This is a genomic window from Paraburkholderia sp. A1RI-2L, from assembly GCF_048957375.1.
In the GTDB taxonomy this organism is placed as follows: domain Bacteria; phylum Pseudomonadota; class Gammaproteobacteria; order Burkholderiales; family Burkholderiaceae; genus Paraburkholderia.
Genome location: NZ_JARBTA010000004.1, coordinates 408,487 through 424,587 on the forward strand (window position 1 = coordinate 408,487; position 16,101 = coordinate 424,587).

Here is a 16,101-nt window from a genome sequence, read left to right on the forward strand (position 1 = left end):
CCCGCCTTTAAATCCTGAGGATTTTTTATGGAAACGAAGACCATCAATATCGAGGCGCTGCGCGCCACCGCCGCGCCGGTGCCCGAACTGCCAGCGGAATTCGCAAGCCTGCAGTGGTTTTCCGGCTGGGCGCTCGACACGGAAACTGCGCGCAACGTGCGCCGCCACGCCGTGACGATGGACGAGATCCACGCGTTCGTTGCCGCGATGCTGCCCGAAATGGAGCGCATTTTCGCGTGGCTCGATCGCTTCGACATGAACGCCCTGCCTGCCGACGCGCGCGCGCTGATGTGTCTGACGCTTTCACTGGCCGAAGTCGCGCCGGCCGTCGAGTTCTACGCGCAGCAGGCCGTTGTGGACGGGTTCGACCCGCGCCGTTTCGCCGCCGATGAGGCGTTCGTCATGTCGCCCGCGCTTTGAGCGACGCAAGGAGACAAGCATGAGTCAATGCCGCGTTTTCGCCATCGACGACAACCTCAAGGAAGTCGTGGCAGATGGTCTCTACATGAAGCATCTCTTCGGGCAGACGATGAGCGTTGCGGTCGTGAAGTTCGTCGAGGCCGCTGGTCACGCCCTGCCGGCCAAATCGCACCAGCACGGTGAGGAAGCATCGCTGCAGGTGAGCGGTGGCTGCTCGGTGTTCACGGGCGAGGGCGCCGCCACGGACGCCGAATTTCCCATGCACGCTGGCGAAGCGCTGCTGATTCCCGCCAACACGCCGCATTACGGTCGCAACCGCTTCGAACCTGCCGGCATGAGCCTGCGCCTGAACGCGGTCACGCCGCCGCGCAAGGAGTATGGCGCGGAAGACACGGTGCCTTACTATCCGCTTGCCGAGCGCAAGGAGCAGCCGTGAGCGAATCATCCTTGCAGCCCTGCCTGCTCGTCAGGCAAGCAGAGTCCGCCACGCGCGGTTCGGCATTCGACATGAGCATTCGCGAGTTGCGGGGCGGCGAGCGGATCGAAGCGGCCGCCGGACTCGCAGGCGAAGAAGTGGCGGCAATTCTCGAAGGCAGCTTCAGCATTGAAGCGGCTGGCGAGCACTATCGGCTCTCGTCTGGCGAAGCCATCATCATTCCGCCTGGCGCGGCGCGGGCGTGGACCTGTACGTCCGCCACCGGTGTGCTGTATCGCGTGATCAATCAGGGCGGCTTCGCAGCCGGCGAGGCGGGGGCATCATGAGCGCCGCGCGGCATGTAGTGATCGTCGGCGCGGGGCATGCAGGCGGTCGCGTGGCCCAGCATCTGCGCGCGCTCGGCTATCGCGATCGGCTGACGCTGATCGGCGAGGAGACGCACGCGCCCTATGAACGGCCCGCGCTCTCGAAAGAACTGCTGCTCGGCGAAAAGCGCGGCGACGAACTCGTGCTCGGCCCCGCTTCGTTCTGGGATGACGCCAGTACCGTCGAGCGCGTGCATGCGCGCGTCACGGGCGTCGACAAGCAGGCGCGGCGGCTCGCGCTCGACGACGGCACGAGCCTCGGCTTCGACGAACTCGTGATCGCAAGCGGCGGCGCACCGCGCATGCTCGACGTGCCGGGTGCGATGCTGTCTGGCGTGATCGGTCTGCGCACGCTCGACGACGGCCTCGCGCTTGCCGAAGCGTTGCGCAGCGTGAAGCGCATCGCCATCGTCGGCGCGGGCGTGATCGGCATGGAGGTGGCGAGCAGCGCGCGCGCGCTCGGTATCGAGGTCACCGTGCTGGAGGCCGGCGAGCGCATTCTCGCGCGCAGTCTTCCGCCCGCGCTTTGCGCATGGCTGCGCGAGCGACACGAATCACAAGGCGTGCGTATCGAGACCGGTGTGCAGGTGCGGGCCATCGCGCCCAACGAGGGCGAGTGCGGCTATATCGTGCAAGCCATGCGAGAGGACGGTACGACGTTCGCATTGCCGGCCCAGCGCGTGCTCGTGGCCGTCGGCATTGAATGTGCGGTGGGCTTTCTGGATGGCACAGGCCTCGCCTCGCGCGAAGGGGTGAGCGTTGACGAGCGCTGCCGCAGCCCGCTCGCGCCGTGGTGCTACGCGGCGGGCGATGTCGCGCAGGCCTGGCATCCGCTTTACGGAAAGCCTGTGCGCCTCGAAACATGGCGCAATGCCGAAAACCAGGCAGCGGCCGTGGCGGGCTTCATCATGGGGCGCAATGAACCGTACATGGAGATCCCGTGGATGTGGACCGACCAGGCTGGGCACAACGTCCAGGTTGTCGGCCTGCCTTCGCGCGACGACGAGGTATGCGTTCGCGCAACGCGCAACGGTCATCCGTCTACGGTGCTGCTGCTGTGCGAAGGATGCGTCACGGGAGGCGTGCTGATCGATAACGGCCGCGAGCGCCGCCATCTCGAAGCACTCGTCGCCCGGCGCGCGAAGCCGGCGCCCGAGCGGCTTGGCGACGCGTCGATTCCGCTCAAGGAGCTTGCACAATGAACGACGCAAGCCTGCACGAGCGCGTGGCGCGCCTGGAAGCCGTCGAGGCGATTCGCGAACTCAAGGCGCGCTACGCGGCACTTGCCGACGCAAAATACACGAGCACCCACGAACGCCAGCCCGCCGACGTGCTGGCACGGGTGGCATGGGACCAGGCACTGTGCTTTACCGAAGACGCCGTGTGGGAAGGTGGTGCGGGATTCGGCGACTCGCTGGTGGGCCGCGCGCAGTTGCACGAGTGGTTCAAGCGCTCGCCGTGGTGCTTTGCGGCGCACTACTACGGCAGTCCACAGTTCGATATTCGCGCGGATGAGGCGAGTGGCACCTGGCGGCTGTGGCAACTCGCCATGCGCGAGGACACGCGCGAGGTCGTGCTGCTTGCCGCCGTCACGCGAGAACGATATCGGCGCGACGCCGATGGCGCATGGCGTTGCGCTTACATGAATTTCGCACAGATCCACCTTGCGCCGCTCGGCGCCGGTGCGAGCCCGCTCGCCGCGACGCTTGCGGCGCTCGACGCTGCTCGATCAGTTCGAGCGTGATTGCGTGAACTTTCAACAGGAAACCTGAATATGTGTACCTTGACAATCGCACATGACGAAGCCCACAGCGAAGCCAACCCGGCCGCCCAGCCGGTGCATTGGTATCGCGCCGGCGAGGTGGCCACGCTCTTCGCAGCCGGCCCGAGCCGCGGCGTGCGCATCGAGCATCATGAGCTGGCGCTCTTCGAGATCGACGGCACGGTCTACGCCCTCGACGACATCTGCACGCATGGCCACGCACGCCTTTCCGAAGGTGAGTTCGAAGGCCATGAGGTTGAATGCCCGTTGCACGCAGGGCTGTTCGACGTGCGCAACGGCCGCGCGCTATGCGCGCCGCTCTCGCGTGACGCTCGCTGCCACGCCGTGAAGGTCGAGGACGGCGTAGTGTTTGTCAACACCGAAGCACTGCCGGAGAAAGCGTGATGCAGGCGCCAGGCAATCGCGCCGCGCTGGCTGTTCGTGGCAAGCCGCGGGTCGCCGTGATCGGCACGGGCGGCACGTTCGCGATGCAGGCACGCCATCGTTTCGACTGGATCGAATATGGCGAAAGCGGCGTCGTCCGATCGATTGACGAGCTGATGGACGAGATGGGCGCGCTCGGCAACGTTGCAGACACTGTCGAACTCGTACCCGTTCCGTTTCGGGCGCTGGGCAGCACGGCCATCGCGCCAGCCGACTGGCTGGCGCTGGCGAAGCTGATCCGGCGCACAGCCGCCGCGGACCCTGGCATTGCAGGCTTCGTCGTCACGCATGGCACCGCCACGCTCGAGGAAACCGCGTGGTGTCTCGATCTGCTGCTCCATCTCGATGTGCCGGTGGTCATCACGGGCGCGCAGCGCCCGTTGAATACGGCCGGCAGCGACGCGCCCGGCAACCTGCGCGCGGCGCTCGCGCTCGCGCAGTCAGATGAGGCCCGTGGCGCGGGCGTGCTCGTGGTCATGAACAGCCAGGTGTTTGCCGCACGCGACGTGACGAAGGCCGCAAGCTTCGAGCTTGGCGCATTCGAGGCGCCGCCGTTCGGTCCGCTTGGGCGCGTCGAGCCTTCGGGGCGCGTCGTCATGCGGCGCGGGCGCGTCGGCGCCGGACCAAGTCTGCCGCTCGACATGGAAACGCTCGGCACGCTGCCGCGCGTCGATATCGTGCTCTCGTACGCGGGTGCCGACGCCGTGGCGATCGACGCCTTCGTTGCTGCGGGCAGCCGCGCGATAGTAAGCGCCGGCCTGGTGCCGGGACGCCCTGCAGCGGCGGAGCAGGCCGCGCTCGCCAGCGCGGCGAAAAGCGGCGTGGTGGTGGTGCAATCGAGCCGCGCAGCGCGCAGCGAAGTGCCAACCCAGGCGTTCCTCGAAGCAGCCGGCGTGCTCGCGGGCGGTGACCTTGCCCCGCAGAAGCTGCGTGTTCTGCTGATGCTCGCGCTGAGTTGTACGAACGATCGCGCGCAGATCCAGCGATGGATCGATGAGGCGTAAGACGGATCCCTGTGAATCCGCCAGGAGCGGTATTAGCCGTGACCGCATCGACGATTGTTCAAGGAAACGATGCCTGGACCAATTTTCCCTAATTTCAGGAGACGGAATGATGAGCGCACAAGTATTCGACTCGAAGGAAGTGCACAGCCTGCTGATGGCGGCCGCGAATCTCAATGGCGGCAGCGGCAACGCGCGTTTGCAGCAGATCGTCCATCGATTGCTGCGCGATCTCTTCATGGCCATCGACGATCTCGACATCACACCAGATGAAATCTGGTCCGGCGTGAACTATCTGAACAAGCTCGGCCAAGATGGCGAAGCGGCGCTGCTCGCAGCCGGGCTCGGTCTCGAGAAGTACCTCGACATTCGCATGGACGCCGAGGACAAGGCAGTTGGTCTGGAAGGCGGCACGCCGCGCACTATCGAAGGCCCGCTTTATGTGGCGGGCGCGCCGGTGCGCGAGGTCGTATCGGCCATCGCCATCGATCCGGATGAGGACGCAGGGCCGCTGGTGATTCACGGCACGGTCACGGATATGGCCGGCAAGCCGCTCGCTGGCGCCCTGGTGGAATGCTGGCATGCGAACTCGAAGGGCTTCTATTCGCACTTCGATCCGACCGGCGCGCAGAGCGATTTCAACTTGCGCGGCGCGGTGAGGACGGGCGCGGACGGCAGATACGAATTTCGCACGCTCATGCCCGTAGGCTATGGCTGCCCACCGCACGGTGCGACGCAGCAACTGCTGGACAGGCTCGGCCGCCATGGCAACCGCCCGGCCCACGTGCACTTCTTCGTCACCGCCGAAAATTCGCGCAAGCTCACTACGCAATTCAATATCGAAGGTGACCCACTGACCTGGGATGACTTCGCCTACGCTACGCGCGAGGAGCTTGTTCCGCCCGTGGTCGAGAAGACCGGCGGTACGACGCTGGGTCTGAAGGGCGATACGTACAAGACCATCGAGTTCAATATCACGCTCACGCCGCTGGTTCAGGGTAAGGACAACCAGATCGTCAATCGGCTGCGCAAGGCCGCTGCGGCGTAACGTCGAAGCCGCAAAGCCCGAAAAGACGATTGCATCCGTGAAATTGTCGTGCTAATTTTTCATGAAATTAAGCCGATGAAATTTCACGGATGCTGCCATGTTCGTCGAATCGACCCGTCATGTGGAAAGCTATTACGCCCGCACGCTGCCCGGCGAGGCGCCGGAGCGCCCGTCCCTCGCGGGCGAGTGCGACGCCGACATCCTGATCGTCGGTGCGGGTTTCAGCGGGTTGCATACCGCGCTGCGGCTGGCGCTAGCGGGCCGGCGCGTGGTGGTCGCGGAGGCGAGCCGCGTGGCATGGGCCGCGTCCGGACGCAACGGCGGGCAGGCGCTGCTCGGCTGGTCGTGCGATATGGGGCAGATCGAGCAGTCGCTGGGACTCGAGAGCGCGCGCGAGCTATGGGACAGCATGCGCTGGGCGGCGCGCGAGGTGCGCGAACTTCCCGCGCGCCACGGCTTCGATATCGACTACCGGCCCGGCAGCCTCTGGACCGCCGTGAAGCGCAACCGCATTGCGCTGCTGGAAGAGGCACGCGACGAAGCCGCGCGCACATGGGGCTACGACGCGTTGCGCGTTATCGTCGAGCCGGACATGTCCGAATGGGTGGGCAGCCCGCGCTATCTCGCGGCGCTTTACGATCCCGAGGCCGGCCACCTCAATCCGCTCAAGCTGGCGCTGGGCATTGCCGCCGCCATCGAGCGCGCGGGCGGGCGCATCTTCGAGCAGACCCGCGTGCAGCAATGGCGCGAAACGCCAACGGGTTTCGTCGCGACCGCACCCCATGGCCAGATCCGCGCGGGCACGCTCGTGCTCGCCTGCAACGCTTATATCGACCGGCTCGACCGCGAACTGGCGCGCCGTGTCCTGCCGGTCGGCACGTATCAGGTGGCGACCGCGCCGCTCGACCCGCAACTCGCGCATACGCTCTTGCCGCGCAATAGCTGCGTGATCGATAACCAGTTCGTTCCCGACTACTTCCGGCTGAGCCCCGATCATCGGCTGCTGTTCGGCGGCGCGTGCACGTATCTCGGCGGTATTCCCAAAGACATTCGCGCAGCGATCCGGCCGAGCCTCGAACGCGTTTTCCCGCAACTGCGTGGCGTCGAGCTCGAATACGCGTGGGGCGGCCATATCGATATCAGCATCCGGCGCACGCCGGACGTGGGGCACGCGCGCGGGCGCTACTGGCTCCAGGGTTTCTCGGGGCACGGCGTGCTGCCCACGCTGGCCGCGGCGCGCGCCGTGTCCGATGCGATCCTCGGCGACACGCGCTTGCTCTCGTGCTACGAGGCCATCCATAATCCGCGTTTCCCGGGCGGCGACGCGCTGGCCGCGCCGCTCGAAGCGCTCGGCAAGCTTTGGTATCGCATGCGCGACGTAGTCTGAATGAGGTATTCGGCATGGACAAGGAAGAAGAGATCGAGGGCCTCGCGATCCTCATTCGCGATCTGCGCAAGCACAAGAAGGTGACGCTGGCCGATCTCGCGCAACGGATCGGCCGTTCGGTGGGTTTTCTCTCGCAGGTCGAGCGCGGCATGTCGCGGCCCACGGTCGCCGATCTCACCGCCATCGGCGAGGCGCTGCAAACGCCGACCACGTACTTCTACAGCGTGAGCAAGCCGCGCGCGCTACCGTGGGTCACGCGGCCCGGCGAGCGGCGCACGCTTTACTACGGTGGCGGCATCACCGATGTGCTGGTTTCGCCGAGCATGTCGTCGGGCTTTTCGATGCTGGAGAGCCTGCTGGAGCCGGGCGCTACGAGCGGCGAACGCCCGGTGGACGACAGCGACGAGCAGGGCGGTTTCGTGCTCGAAGGTGAGCTCACCATCTGGCTCGATGGCGAGGATGAAGCGGTCACGCTCAAAGCCGGTGACAGCTTCCAACTGCCGGCGCGCTGCCGCTTCAGTTACGCGAATCGCTCGGACAAGGACGCGCGCGTGCTTTGGGTGTTCACCTGAGGCCCGATTCGATGACTGCCTCGACGCCTGCCTGATACGTCGCTACGAGAGACACGCGCTTTGCCGGCGCGCGCGTGTTCATCATGATTTGGAGTCCGGATTAAATGACAGATCCACCATTTCCCGCTAAAGAGGAACTCGACGTGAGCACCACCATAACTGACCTCGTGAGCGAAGTACGCGCCTTTCGTGCGGCCCATTCCGATGTGCAATACGTCGACCTGATCTGCCTCGACATCCCCGGGCATTTCTACGGCAAGCGTTACCCCATCGCCATGCTCGAGAAAGTGGCCGCCGGTGCACTGCTCAAGCTGCCGCAAAACTGCATCTTGCTCGGTGCGCAAGGCGGGGTGTATCCGATCGGCGAATACTGCTTCCACGACGGCGATCCCGATGTGCCGCGCCGCCTGGTGCCGGGCACGCTCAAGCGGGTTCGTTGGGAGCGGCAGCCGCTCGCGCAAATGCTCATCACCTCGGACGGCACCGCGACGCCCATCGGCTTCGAACCGCGCCAGGTGCTCGCCCGCGTGCTCGACCGTTTTGCGAAGCGCGGCCTGAAACCCGTGGTCGCGTTCGAGTTGGAGTTCTATCTGTTCGATGCGAAGCTGAGCGAAGGGCTGCCCCGTCATGCGCGCGATCCACTGTGCGATGACGAAGACAATCAGCCGAACATGCATATCGAGCGCCTTTCGCGTTTCGCGCCCGTGCTGCACGAGATGGTCGAGACCGCGCGCGAGCAGGGTGTGGACGCAACGGTCATCACCGCCGAGCTCGGGCCGGGGCAATTCGAAATCAACTTTGGCCATTGCGACGATGCATTGCGCGCGGCGGACTGGTCAGCGCTCTTTTGCCGGAGCACGCGCGCAGTGGCGCTGCGGCACGGCTATCGGGCGAGCTTCATGTCGAAGCCATTTCTCGATGCGCCCGGCAGCGGTATGCACGTGCACGTGAGCCTTTACGACGAGGCGGGCCGCAACGTGCTCGCCGCGCGAGAGCAGCGCGCGTTGCGGCATGCCGTGGCGGGCTGCCTCGCGTTGCTTCCGCATTGCATGCCGGTTTTTGCGTCCAATCACAATGCATTCCGGCGCTATGGCGCGATGGTGAACGCGGCAAGCCGGGCGAGTTGGGGTTTCGAGGATCGCGATGCCTGCATCCGCATTCCCGAATCCGATGAGGCGAATCTGCGCATCGAGCACCGGCTCGCGGGCGCGGATGCCAATCCGTATCTCGTGCTCGCGGCCATTCTCGCGGGCATCGAATATGGCCTGGAAGCGGGCCGCGAGCCGATCGCGTCGCTCAATCAGGACCGCACGAGCGGTGTCGATTTTCCGTGCGACATGCTTTCGGCGGTGGCCGCCATGCGCGGGCATGCCGGCGTGCGGGAGGGGCTCGGCGACGATTTCACCATGGTTTATTGTGAAAATAAACGTCAGGACCACCTCGATTTTATGAATTCGATCGGTGCGCGAGAATATCGGTGGTTTTTGTAAAATAACGCGAAATAGTGACAAAATCGGCGAGAAAATCGCCTGCAGGAATCATTCCTGGCAGTCGCCCAGCCCGTAAGCCCCGTGTGCTTTGCGTTTCGATATGCAACGTAATTTGCCTGTTTGGCCCGTGTGAGGTAGGGTATGCAGGTTTTCTCAACTCAACACAGGTAGCAGATGAACAAACAGGAACTCATTGACGCAGTCGCCGCAAGCACGGGCGAGACCAAGGCAGCCACCGGAGCCGCAATCGACGCGATCCTCGAAGTGGTCACCAAGGCGGTCACGTCGGGCGATTCCGTGCAACTCGTCGGCTTCGGTTCGTTCTCGACCGGCCAGCGTGCTGCCCGCGTGGGCCGCAACCCGGCAACGGGTGCGGAAATCCAGATCGCTGCGGCAAAGACGGTGAAGTTCACGGCTGGCAAGGCATTCAAGGACGCCGTCAACGCGTCGTGATGCGGGCTGCCGCCGCGTGAGGTTGCGGTGGCGAAGCGCATCATAAACCGGGAGCAGGGCGCACGACGCCTCGCTCCCGGTATTCTTTTTGCCGCGCCGAATCGCCAGGTGTCCGTCTGGTTATTTCAGTTCATTACAGTGACCGTCGTTGGCTGCCGGGCTGTCCCGGTCCGCATCACCCGCGTCGCCTGCATCATTCGCCCCAGTGCGCTGCAATTCGTTGCGCCGCCGTTTGGCCTCATACATGGCTGCGTCCGCGGCACGCAACATCGCTTCCACGCTTTCGCCTTCCTCGCAGCTTTGCCAGCCCAGCGAAAAACTCAATCGCGGTCCGCCGTAGAACTGGTTATTCAATTCCACCAGCTTTGTGATGCTTTGCGCAACGACTTCGGCGTCGCGCGGACCGCTGCCGGGCATCAGCACCACGAATTCGTCGCCGCCGATGCGTGCGGCGTGGTAAGGCTTTTGAATCGCTTTTGTCAGCACCTCGCCTGCGCGGCGTAGCAACGCGTCGCCGGCGGCGTGGCCCAACTGGTCGTTGACGGCCTTCAGGTTGTCCATGTCCACGACGATCGCGCTCACCGGGAACGGCCCCTTGCGCTGCAGGCGGTTCATTTCATCCACGTAGAACGAGCGGTTCTTCAGTTTCGTGAGCACGTCGTGCTTGCCGAGGAATTCGAGGTAGGCTTCGGCCTTCTTGCGTGCGGTAATGTCGGTGAGCGCGAGCAGTACGAGATCCCACGACTCTTCGTGACCGGGAAACACCGAGAATTGCAGATGCACGTTGAGCGCGCTGCCATCAAGTGCGTAATTGACGACCTCGCGCTGCTGAAAGAGACGGCCTTCCCATAGATCGAGAAGCTGCTCGCGAAAATACGGGCGCATGTCGTCACGGAACACTTCGGGCAGGCGCGAGAGCAGCGTGTCCTTGTCGGGTGCGCGATACATGCCGAGTGTGTAGTGATTGACGTCGATCACCTGGATCTCGTTCATGCAGCGCTCGACGAATTCAGGGTGCACGTCGGTAAATGTTCTGAAATCGACGATGCCTTGCATGCGCACTTCGTCCAGCAGTTGGCGAATCGCCGTGAAATTCTCGACCCATAGCGATACTGGCGCATGCTCGAAGATGCCGTGCGCGTATTGCTCGCTCATGGCGGCGCGATGGCGTGCATCCTCCAGTGCGGAGACGTCTTCGATCGAGACGAGCACGCGTTTCCAGTCGCCTTCGTGACCGGGCAAAATCACGCCGCGCAGCAGGATGTCCATGCGCCGGCCACCGAGCGTGTAGTTCACGCTCTTGCTTCGGAACGTCGTGCGGCCTTGCCACATTTGCTCGAGTTCGCCCACGTGCGCCTGGAACATGTCGTCGCGCAGCACGTCGGCAAGACGCGCGGTGAGCTCCTCATGGCTGCGCGCGCCGTAAAGCGCAAGCGTATGCCGGTTGACCTTCAGCACGCGGATGCAGGCCGAGCATTCGGCTACGCGGCGCGGGTCTTCTTCGAGCCACGCGCGCAGATTCGTGACGCCCGCTTCGCGCCACCGGTCGAACAGGGCGCGCAACTGGCTATAGTCTTCGAGCCAAAGCGAGGTGGGGGTGACGTCGAAAAAGTCGAGCAGGTCGACGCCCATGTTGGCAAAGCTGGCGGCGGTTGCCTGTGTGCCTTGTTGCATGTTTCGTGCGTTGAGAGGGGGATGGCGCGAGCGCGGGCGGCGCAGCGGATAACTCGCATCCTACCCGAATACCAGGCGCATGAAACTGCGTTCGTGGCTGACTATGCAACGTGTATCGTTTGCGTATTGAAAGGCGGCCCGGCAGGCGGGGTCGCTTTGCGATTGCGTCCGGCCAGGCGGTAGCGAGCGATGACGTAGCACAGGGAGCAGGTGATCATCGGCCGAGTGATGGGGCAAAGGATGGTTGGACGAACCCGTGTAGCGGACACCGGGTTCGTCGAAATGCCGTGCTCGAGTGGCGCGCGACGTTAAAACTCCGCTTCGCCTGCAGCCAGCTCGAACCCTTCGTTCAGCCACCCCGTGATGCCGCCGATCATGATCTTGACGGGCCGCCCGAGTCGAGCGAGCCGGATCGCGCCACGTGTTGCGCCGTTGCAATGCGGGCCCGCACAATAGGTCACGAAGAGCGTGTTCAGCGGGTAGCCTTCGAGCTTCGACGCGACGATCTTGCCGTGCGGCAGATTCACCGCGCCCGGCACGTGGCCGCGCGCAAAAAGCGCGGGGCTGCGTACGTCGAGCAGGACGAAGTCCGCCGAGGACGGACTGCCGGACAGCGACACATACACGTCGGCGCAATCGGTTTCGAAGGCGAGTGAGGCGCTGAAATGCGCGAGTGCCTCGGCGCTCGGTGCAGCGGGGAGTTCGGATACAGGTGACATGCCGGTTCCTTGTTGTGGTGTCGATGGCTTTATTCTCTCGCCTCGCACGGTGATGTCGACAGTGGCGCGATCGACAATTTCCGGTAATATCGCGCCATGTCCGATTCCACATCTCATCTCGTCGTTGCGCTCGCCTACGACCGTCTTTGCACTTTCGAATTCGGTTGCGTGACGGAGTTCTTCGCACTCGAGCGGCCCGAGCTCGACGTCGCCTGGTATCGCTTCGCCGTGTGTGCTGTCGAGCGTGGGCCGCTGCGCGCGGCAGGCGGCATTACCGTGTCCGCACCCTATACGCTTGCGATGCTCGATCGCGCGCAGACGATCGTGATACCTGGCTGGCGCGATGCCGGGGAGCGTCCGCCCGAAGCGCTGCTGAGGAAGCTGCGCGCGGCGCATGCACGCGGGGCGCGGCTGTGCTCGATCTGCTCGGGTGTGTTCGTGCTGGCTGCGGCTGGCGTGCTCGACGGCAAGCGCGTGACTACGCATTGGCGTTATGCCGAACGGTTGCAGCAGTGCTATCCGCAACTGCATGTCGAACCGGATGCGCTTTATATCGAAGAAGGGCAGGTGTTGACCTCGGCGGGATCGGCGGCGGGCATTGACATGCTGCTGCACCTCGTGCGCCGCGATCACGGCGCAGCTGTGGCCAATCGCGTGGCGCAACGACTGGTCGTGCCGCCGCATCGCGAGGGCGGCCAGGCGCAATACGTGCCGCGTCCGATGCCGCGCGACGAAGCCAGTCCGCTTGCCAAGCTGATGGATTGGGTTCGCGCCAATCCCCGCCTCGACCACAGCGTGGCTTCGCTCGCGACGCGCGCTGCGATGAGCGCGCGCACGCTGCAGCGGCAGTTTCTCGATGCGACGGGGATGGGGCCTTACGCCTGGGTGGTGCGGGAACGTGTGAGCCTCGCGCGCGATCTGCTCGAATCGCGGCCAAACTTGCCCATGGACCGTGTGGCGGATCTGGCGGGCTTCGGCTCCGAGGAGTCGCTGCGGCGGCATTTCCGGCGCATCGCGCTTACGAGTCCCGCCGCGTATCGCGAGCAATTCGCCCACGGTGCGCAAAGCAAGCGGCCGCGCGCCCCAGGCGCAAAACGGCGCGCTTCCCAGTCCGGGTAAATCATCCACTGACGCATCAGTACTCCAGAACAATCTTCCCGAAGTGCCCACCTGCCTGCTGCAGACGGAACGCATCGGCAATCGCCTCCAGCGGGAACGAGCGGTCGATCACGGGCTTGATGCCGGTGGCGTCGATGGCGCGCACGAGCTCGATCTGATGCTGCCGGTTCCCGACGATCAACCCTTCCAGGCGCTGCTGGCGGCGCATCATCGTGCCGGTGGGCACCGGGCCCGCGATACCGGTCAGCACGCCGATCAGCGCAATATGCCCGCCAACGCGCGTAGCCAGGATCGACTGTTCGAGCGTTCCGGGTCCACCGACCTCGACCACGTGATCGACACCGCGTCCATTCGTGAATTCCAGCACTTTGCCCGCCCATTGCGGCTCGCTGCGATAGTTGATGGTGTGGTCCGCACCGAGTTTCCGCGCGCGCTCGAGCTTCTCGTCGGATGACGAGGTGGCGATCACGGTCGCGCCCATCGCCTTGGCGAATTGCAGTGCGAACACCGACACGCCGCCCGTGCCCAGCACCAGCACCGTGTCGCCGGCCTTGAGCGCGCCGTTCACAACCAGCGCACGCCATGCGGTCAGCCCCGCCGTGGTGAGCGTGGCCGCTTGGGCGTGACTGTAGCCGCGCGGGCTGTGCGTGAAGGCCGTGGCGGGTGCGACCACGGCTTCGCGCGCGTAGCCATCGACGCCGTCACCTGGTGTGGCGGAGAAGTCGGCAAGCGTGGGCTCGCCGTCGAGCCATGGCGGGAAGAACGTGGACACCACGTGGTCTCCCACGGCGAATTCGCTTGCGCCAGGACCCACGGCTTCGACCACGCCCGCGCCGTCGGACATGGGAATGCGCCCGTCGGCGGCGCCCATTTTCCCGAGCACCACGCCCAGATCATGGTAGTTCAGCGAACTGGCGTGCAGACGCACGCGAATTTCACCAGCCTGCGGCTCGCCTGGCGGGGCGAGATCCACGAGCTTGAGATTGTCGAGCCCGGCGGGCGCGATCAGCTGGATGGCTTTCATGACGATCTCCTGGTACGCGCCGCAGCGCGGCGTCGCGGGTGTTGGCGAGCTTGTCGTTGCGAGCAACAGACGAAGCATAGACGCGTGCGCGCGACGGAGCTCGAGAAGAGGCCTGCCTGAAAGCCATTATTGCCCTGGAGACCGGTGGTTCACTTTAATCGTTTACGTTTGACTAATTGATTAGCTATTGACAAATAAATTACGCTGCTCCTATGATGCGCCAACGGTAGTCGCAAGAGGCACGGCGGCGCAGCAATCCTCCGCATCCGAATCCGGGCTGCCGTTAGTGGAGATTTCATCGAGTCATTCCGAAGGCGCGTCAGACGCCACTCAACGGAGATCCGCGTGGCGCGGATTTCCCAAAAATCTGGAGACAGGCACATGCCGCAATCGATCATCACGGACCGCGCATCCGACCCCACGCTCGCGCCGTCCGCCGCCGCTTCCCCGACCAGCGACGACCTGCTGTACTGCAAAGTCGCGTGGCACGTCATTCCGTTTTTATTTGTCTGCTACGTCGTATCGTTTCTCGATCGGATCAACATCGGCTTCGCGCAGTTGCAGATGAAGCACGACCTCGGCTTCAGCGACGCGATGTACGGACTCGGCGCGGCCATTTTCTACGTGGGGTACGTGCTGTGTGAGGTGCCGAGCAATTTACTGCTCGCACGCTTTGGCGCGCGCCGCACGTTCATGCGCATCATGCTGCTGTGGGGCATCGCATCGACCTGCATGATGTTCGTGCATACGCCCACGCACTTTTACGCGCTGCGTTTCCTGCTTGGCGTGTTCGAGGCGGGTTTCTTCCCCGGCATCGTGCTGTACCTGACTTATTGGTTTCCGCCGCGCCGCCGTGCTGCGGTGCTTTCGATCTTTTTTGCCGGTGTCGCGGTGGCGGGCGTGCTGGGCGGGCTCGTCTCCGGATGGATCATGCGCGACATGGGTGGCGTCATGGGTCTGGAGGGCTGGCGCTGGATGTTCGCGATCGAGGGCCTGCCCGCTGTGCTGCTGGGCCTCATGGCGGCGTTCTGGCTCGTCGACGGTCCGGAGCAGGCACGCTGGCTCAGCGATTCGGAAAAAGCTCATCTGCTCGCGCAGCGCGACGGAGCGACGCTGGACGCGCGCGCGAGCAAGCACGTAAAGGCGTCGTCACATTCGTTCGGCGCGGCGCTGCGCAATCCGCGTGTCTATCTATTCGCGTTCATCTATTTTTCGCTGACCTGCGCATCGCTCACGCTCAACTTCTGGATGCCGCTGATGATTCGCGACTTCGGCGTGCATGACGTGCTGGCGATCAGCCTCTACACCGTGATCCCGAACGCGATAGGCGCGGTGGGCCTCATGCTGATCGCGCGCCGATCCGATCGACGCGGCGAGCGCCGCTGGCATTTCGCGGCCTGCACCATCGGCGGGGGCGTGGCGCTTTCGCTGCTCACGCTGCACCTGGCGAGCTTTGCCGCGATGATGGCGATTCTGTCGCTGGCTGCCGTGCTGATCTTCGCCGCGCTGCCGATTTTCTGGGCCGTGCCGCCTGCTTACCTGACGGGCAAGACAGCGGCTGCTGGCATCGCGCTAATCAGCAGCATCGGCATTACGAGCGGAATCGTGAGTCCGTGGGCGATCGGGCTCATCAAGGTGCATACGGGCAGTATGGACAATGCGCTCTATATGCTTACCGCGCTGCTGGTGGCAAGCGGCGTCGCGTTGCTGGCGGGGGTGCCCCCTGTGCAAAAGGCGCGTTGAGCGCGGGCGGGGGGGGCGCCTCGAGAATCTCCTCGGGCGCCGTTTGGTTCAGATGTCCAGTTCTTCCATGGAGTCCACCCGGTCGTGGTAGAAGGCCAGGTGGTCCTTGATGGGCGCGACGGCGTCGTGCGGCGACTCGTAGGTCCACACCGCGTTGATCGAGCGTTCACCGCCCGGCACGATCGAGTAGTAGCTGCAGTTGCCTTTGTAGGGGCAATACGTGGCATGGTCCGTGCGCGCGAGCAGCGACATGTCGGCATCTTCGCGCGGCACGTAGAACACGGCCGGATAGTTCGCTTCGCGCAGCATCAGCGCCCGTCGCGTATCGGCGACGGTCTTGCCCGCGACCTTCACGACCACGCGCAATGGAGAAGGCTCGATCGTGATGGGATGATCCGGGCCAGGAATCTTCACGGTTTTCGTGTGCATGACGGCACTCCTTGC

The 16,101-nt window shown here is 64.5% G+C and carries 18 protein-coding genes; 14 read left to right on the top strand and 4 right to left on the bottom strand.

Going from position 1 to position 16,101, the window contains the following annotated elements; genetic code table 11:
* Positions 1 to 27: 27 nt before the first annotated feature.
* From PWP93_RS30270 to PWP93_RS30325, 12 genes are all read left to right on the top strand, one after another.
* Positions 28 to 420, top strand: coding sequence for a hypothetical protein (locus PWP93_RS30270; protein ID WP_421047304.1), 393 nt, complete (start codon positions 28 to 30; stop codon positions 418 to 420).
* 19 nt (positions 421 to 439) lie between these two features.
* Positions 440 to 856, top strand: a complete 417-nt coding sequence (locus PWP93_RS30275; protein ID WP_421047305.1) for a cupin domain-containing protein — start codon at positions 440 to 442, stop codon at positions 854 to 856.
* The gene (locus PWP93_RS30280; RefSeq protein ID WP_421047306.1) at positions 853 to 1,182 is read left to right on the top strand and encodes a cupin domain-containing protein; all 330 of its coding nucleotides are present in this window, start codon (positions 853 to 855) and stop codon (positions 1,180 to 1,182) included. Before PWP93_RS30275 ends, PWP93_RS30280 begins: the two co-directional genes overlap by 4 nt.
* Complete coding sequence (locus tag PWP93_RS30285; protein WP_421047307.1) at positions 1,179 to 2,423, top strand: NAD(P)/FAD-dependent oxidoreductase; 1,245 nt, start codon at positions 1,179 to 1,181, stop codon at positions 2,421 to 2,423. The genes PWP93_RS30280 and PWP93_RS30285 overlap by 4 nt, the downstream gene beginning before the upstream one ends.
* Positions 2,420 to 2,965, top strand: a complete 546-nt coding sequence (locus PWP93_RS30290) for a nuclear transport factor 2 family protein (RefSeq protein ID WP_421047308.1) — start codon at positions 2,420 to 2,422, stop codon at positions 2,963 to 2,965. The genes PWP93_RS30285 and PWP93_RS30290 overlap by 4 nt, the downstream gene beginning before the upstream one ends.
* Before the next feature lie 30 nt (positions 2,966 to 2,995).
* Positions 2,996 to 3,388, top strand: a complete 393-nt coding sequence (locus PWP93_RS30295) for a non-heme iron oxygenase ferredoxin subunit (RefSeq protein ID WP_421047309.1) — start codon at positions 2,996 to 2,998, stop codon at positions 3,386 to 3,388.
* On the top strand, positions 3,388 to 4,431 hold the full coding sequence (locus PWP93_RS30300) for an asparaginase (RefSeq protein WP_421047711.1): 1,044 nt from the start codon (positions 3,388 to 3,390) through the stop codon (positions 4,429 to 4,431). Before PWP93_RS30295 ends, PWP93_RS30300 begins: the two co-directional genes overlap by 1 nt.
* 109 nt (positions 4,432 to 4,540) lie before the next feature.
* Positions 4,541 to 5,476: a catechol 1,2-dioxygenase gene (gene catA, locus PWP93_RS30305; protein ID WP_421047712.1), complete on the top strand. Its 936-nt coding sequence runs from the start codon at positions 4,541 to 4,543 to the stop codon at positions 5,474 to 5,476.
* 97 nt (positions 5,477 to 5,573) lie between these two features.
* Positions 5,574 to 6,863 (top strand): NAD(P)/FAD-dependent oxidoreductase, encoded by a 1,290-nt coding sequence (locus PWP93_RS30310; RefSeq protein WP_421047310.1) that lies wholly within the window; start codon positions 5,574 to 5,576, stop codon positions 6,861 to 6,863.
* A 14-nt stretch (positions 6,864 to 6,877) separates the two neighbouring features.
* Entirely contained in the window at positions 6,878 to 7,435 is a 558-nt protein-coding gene (locus PWP93_RS30315; RefSeq protein WP_421028580.1) for a helix-turn-helix domain-containing protein, read from the top strand.
* Between the two features lie 104 nt (positions 7,436 to 7,539).
* Positions 7,540 to 8,925, top strand: a complete 1,386-nt coding sequence (locus tag PWP93_RS30320; protein WP_421047311.1) for a glutamine synthetase family protein — start codon at positions 7,540 to 7,542, stop codon at positions 8,923 to 8,925.
* Positions 8,926 to 9,099: 174 nt separating this feature from the next.
* The gene (locus PWP93_RS30325; protein ID WP_027818693.1) at positions 9,100 to 9,378 is read left to right on the top strand and encodes an HU family DNA-binding protein; all 279 of its coding nucleotides are present in this window, start codon (positions 9,100 to 9,102) and stop codon (positions 9,376 to 9,378) included.
* A 120-nt stretch (positions 9,379 to 9,498) separates the two neighbouring features.
* Here the strand turns inward: PWP93_RS30325 and PWP93_RS30330 are convergent, their stop codons facing one another.
* Positions 9,499 to 11,052 carry a diguanylate cyclase domain-containing protein gene (locus PWP93_RS30330; RefSeq protein ID WP_421047312.1) on the bottom strand — a complete coding sequence of 518 codons (1,554 nt, stop codon included), beginning with the start codon at positions 11,050 to 11,052 and terminating at the stop codon, positions 9,499 to 9,501.
* 308 nt (positions 11,053 to 11,360) lie between these two features.
* A complete protein-coding gene (locus tag PWP93_RS30335) occupies positions 11,361 to 11,771 on the bottom strand; it encodes a rhodanese-like domain-containing protein (protein ID WP_421047313.1) in 411 nt (136 codons plus the stop codon).
* 96 nt (positions 11,772 to 11,867) lie between these two features.
* On the opposite strand from PWP93_RS30335, the gene ftrA reads away from it, so the two are divergent.
* Positions 11,868 to 12,890 (top strand): transcriptional regulator FtrA, encoded by a 1,023-nt coding sequence (gene ftrA, locus PWP93_RS30340; protein ID WP_421047314.1) that lies wholly within the window; start codon positions 11,868 to 11,870, stop codon positions 12,888 to 12,890.
* A 16-nt stretch (positions 12,891 to 12,906) separates the two neighbouring features.
* On the opposite strand, the gene PWP93_RS30345 is transcribed toward ftrA, so the two are convergent.
* Positions 12,907 to 13,914, bottom strand: coding sequence for a zinc-dependent alcohol dehydrogenase family protein (locus PWP93_RS30345; RefSeq protein ID WP_421047315.1), 1,008 nt, complete (start codon positions 13,912 to 13,914; stop codon positions 12,907 to 12,909).
* A 381-nt stretch (positions 13,915 to 14,295) separates the two neighbouring features.
* On the opposite strand from PWP93_RS30345, the gene PWP93_RS30350 reads away from it, so the two are divergent.
* Positions 14,296 to 15,657, top strand: a complete 1,362-nt coding sequence (locus PWP93_RS30350; protein WP_421047316.1) for an MFS transporter — start codon at positions 14,296 to 14,298, stop codon at positions 15,655 to 15,657.
* A gap of 48 nt (positions 15,658 to 15,705) precedes the next feature.
* Here the strand turns inward: PWP93_RS30350 and PWP93_RS30355 are convergent, their stop codons facing one another.
* Positions 15,706 to 16,086, bottom strand: coding sequence for a DUF427 domain-containing protein (locus PWP93_RS30355; RefSeq protein ID WP_421047317.1), 381 nt, complete (start codon positions 16,084 to 16,086; stop codon positions 15,706 to 15,708).
* Positions 16,087 to 16,101: the final 15 nt, after the last annotated feature.

Bases quoted from the DNA above. Each gene is read 5' to 3' on its own strand.
- PWP93_RS30270 (WP_421047304.1), top strand. From the start codon at position 28: ATGGAAACGAAGACCATCAATATCGAGGCGCTGCGCGCCACCGCCGCG.
- PWP93_RS30275 (WP_421047305.1), top strand. From the start codon at position 440: ATGAGTCAATGCCGCGTTTTCGCCATCGACGACAACCTCAAGGAAGTC.
- PWP93_RS30285 (WP_421047307.1), top strand. From the start codon at position 1,179: ATGAGCGCCGCGCGGCATGTAGTGATCGTCGGCGCGGGGCATGCAGGC.
- PWP93_RS30290 (WP_421047308.1), top strand. From the start codon at position 2,420: ATGAACGACGCAAGCCTGCACGAGCGCGTGGCGCGCCTGGAAGCCGTC.
- PWP93_RS30295 (WP_421047309.1), top strand. From the start codon at position 2,996: ATGTGTACCTTGACAATCGCACATGACGAAGCCCACAGCGAAGCCAAC.
- PWP93_RS30300 (WP_421047711.1), top strand. From the start codon at position 3,388: ATGCAGGCGCCAGGCAATCGCGCCGCGCTGGCTGTTCGTGGCAAGCCG.
- catA (WP_421047712.1), top strand. From the start codon at position 4,541: ATGAGCGCACAAGTATTCGACTCGAAGGAAGTGCACAGCCTGCTGATG.
- PWP93_RS30310 (WP_421047310.1), top strand. From the start codon at position 5,574: ATGTTCGTCGAATCGACCCGTCATGTGGAAAGCTATTACGCCCGCACG.
- PWP93_RS30315 (WP_421028580.1), top strand. From the start codon at position 6,878: ATGGACAAGGAAGAAGAGATCGAGGGCCTCGCGATCCTCATTCGCGAT.
- PWP93_RS30320 (WP_421047311.1), top strand. From the start codon at position 7,540: ATGACAGATCCACCATTTCCCGCTAAAGAGGAACTCGACGTGAGCACC.
- PWP93_RS30325 (WP_027818693.1), top strand. From the start codon at position 9,100: ATGAACAAACAGGAACTCATTGACGCAGTCGCCGCAAGCACGGGCGAG.
- PWP93_RS30330 (WP_421047312.1), bottom strand. From the start codon at position 11,052: ATGCAACAAGGCACACAGGCAACCGCCGCCAGCTTTGCCAACATGGGC.
- PWP93_RS30335 (WP_421047313.1), bottom strand. From the start codon at position 11,771: ATGTCACCTGTATCCGAACTCCCCGCTGCACCGAGCGCCGAGGCACTC.
- ftrA (WP_421047314.1), top strand. From the start codon at position 11,868: ATGTCCGATTCCACATCTCATCTCGTCGTTGCGCTCGCCTACGACCGT.
- PWP93_RS30345 (WP_421047315.1), bottom strand. From the start codon at position 13,914: ATGAAAGCCATCCAGCTGATCGCGCCCGCCGGGCTCGACAATCTCAAG.
- PWP93_RS30350 (WP_421047316.1), top strand. From the start codon at position 14,296: ATGCCGCAATCGATCATCACGGACCGCGCATCCGACCCCACGCTCGCG.
- PWP93_RS30355 (WP_421047317.1), bottom strand. From the start codon at position 16,086: ATGCACACGAAAACCGTGAAGATTCCTGGCCCGGATCATCCCATCACG.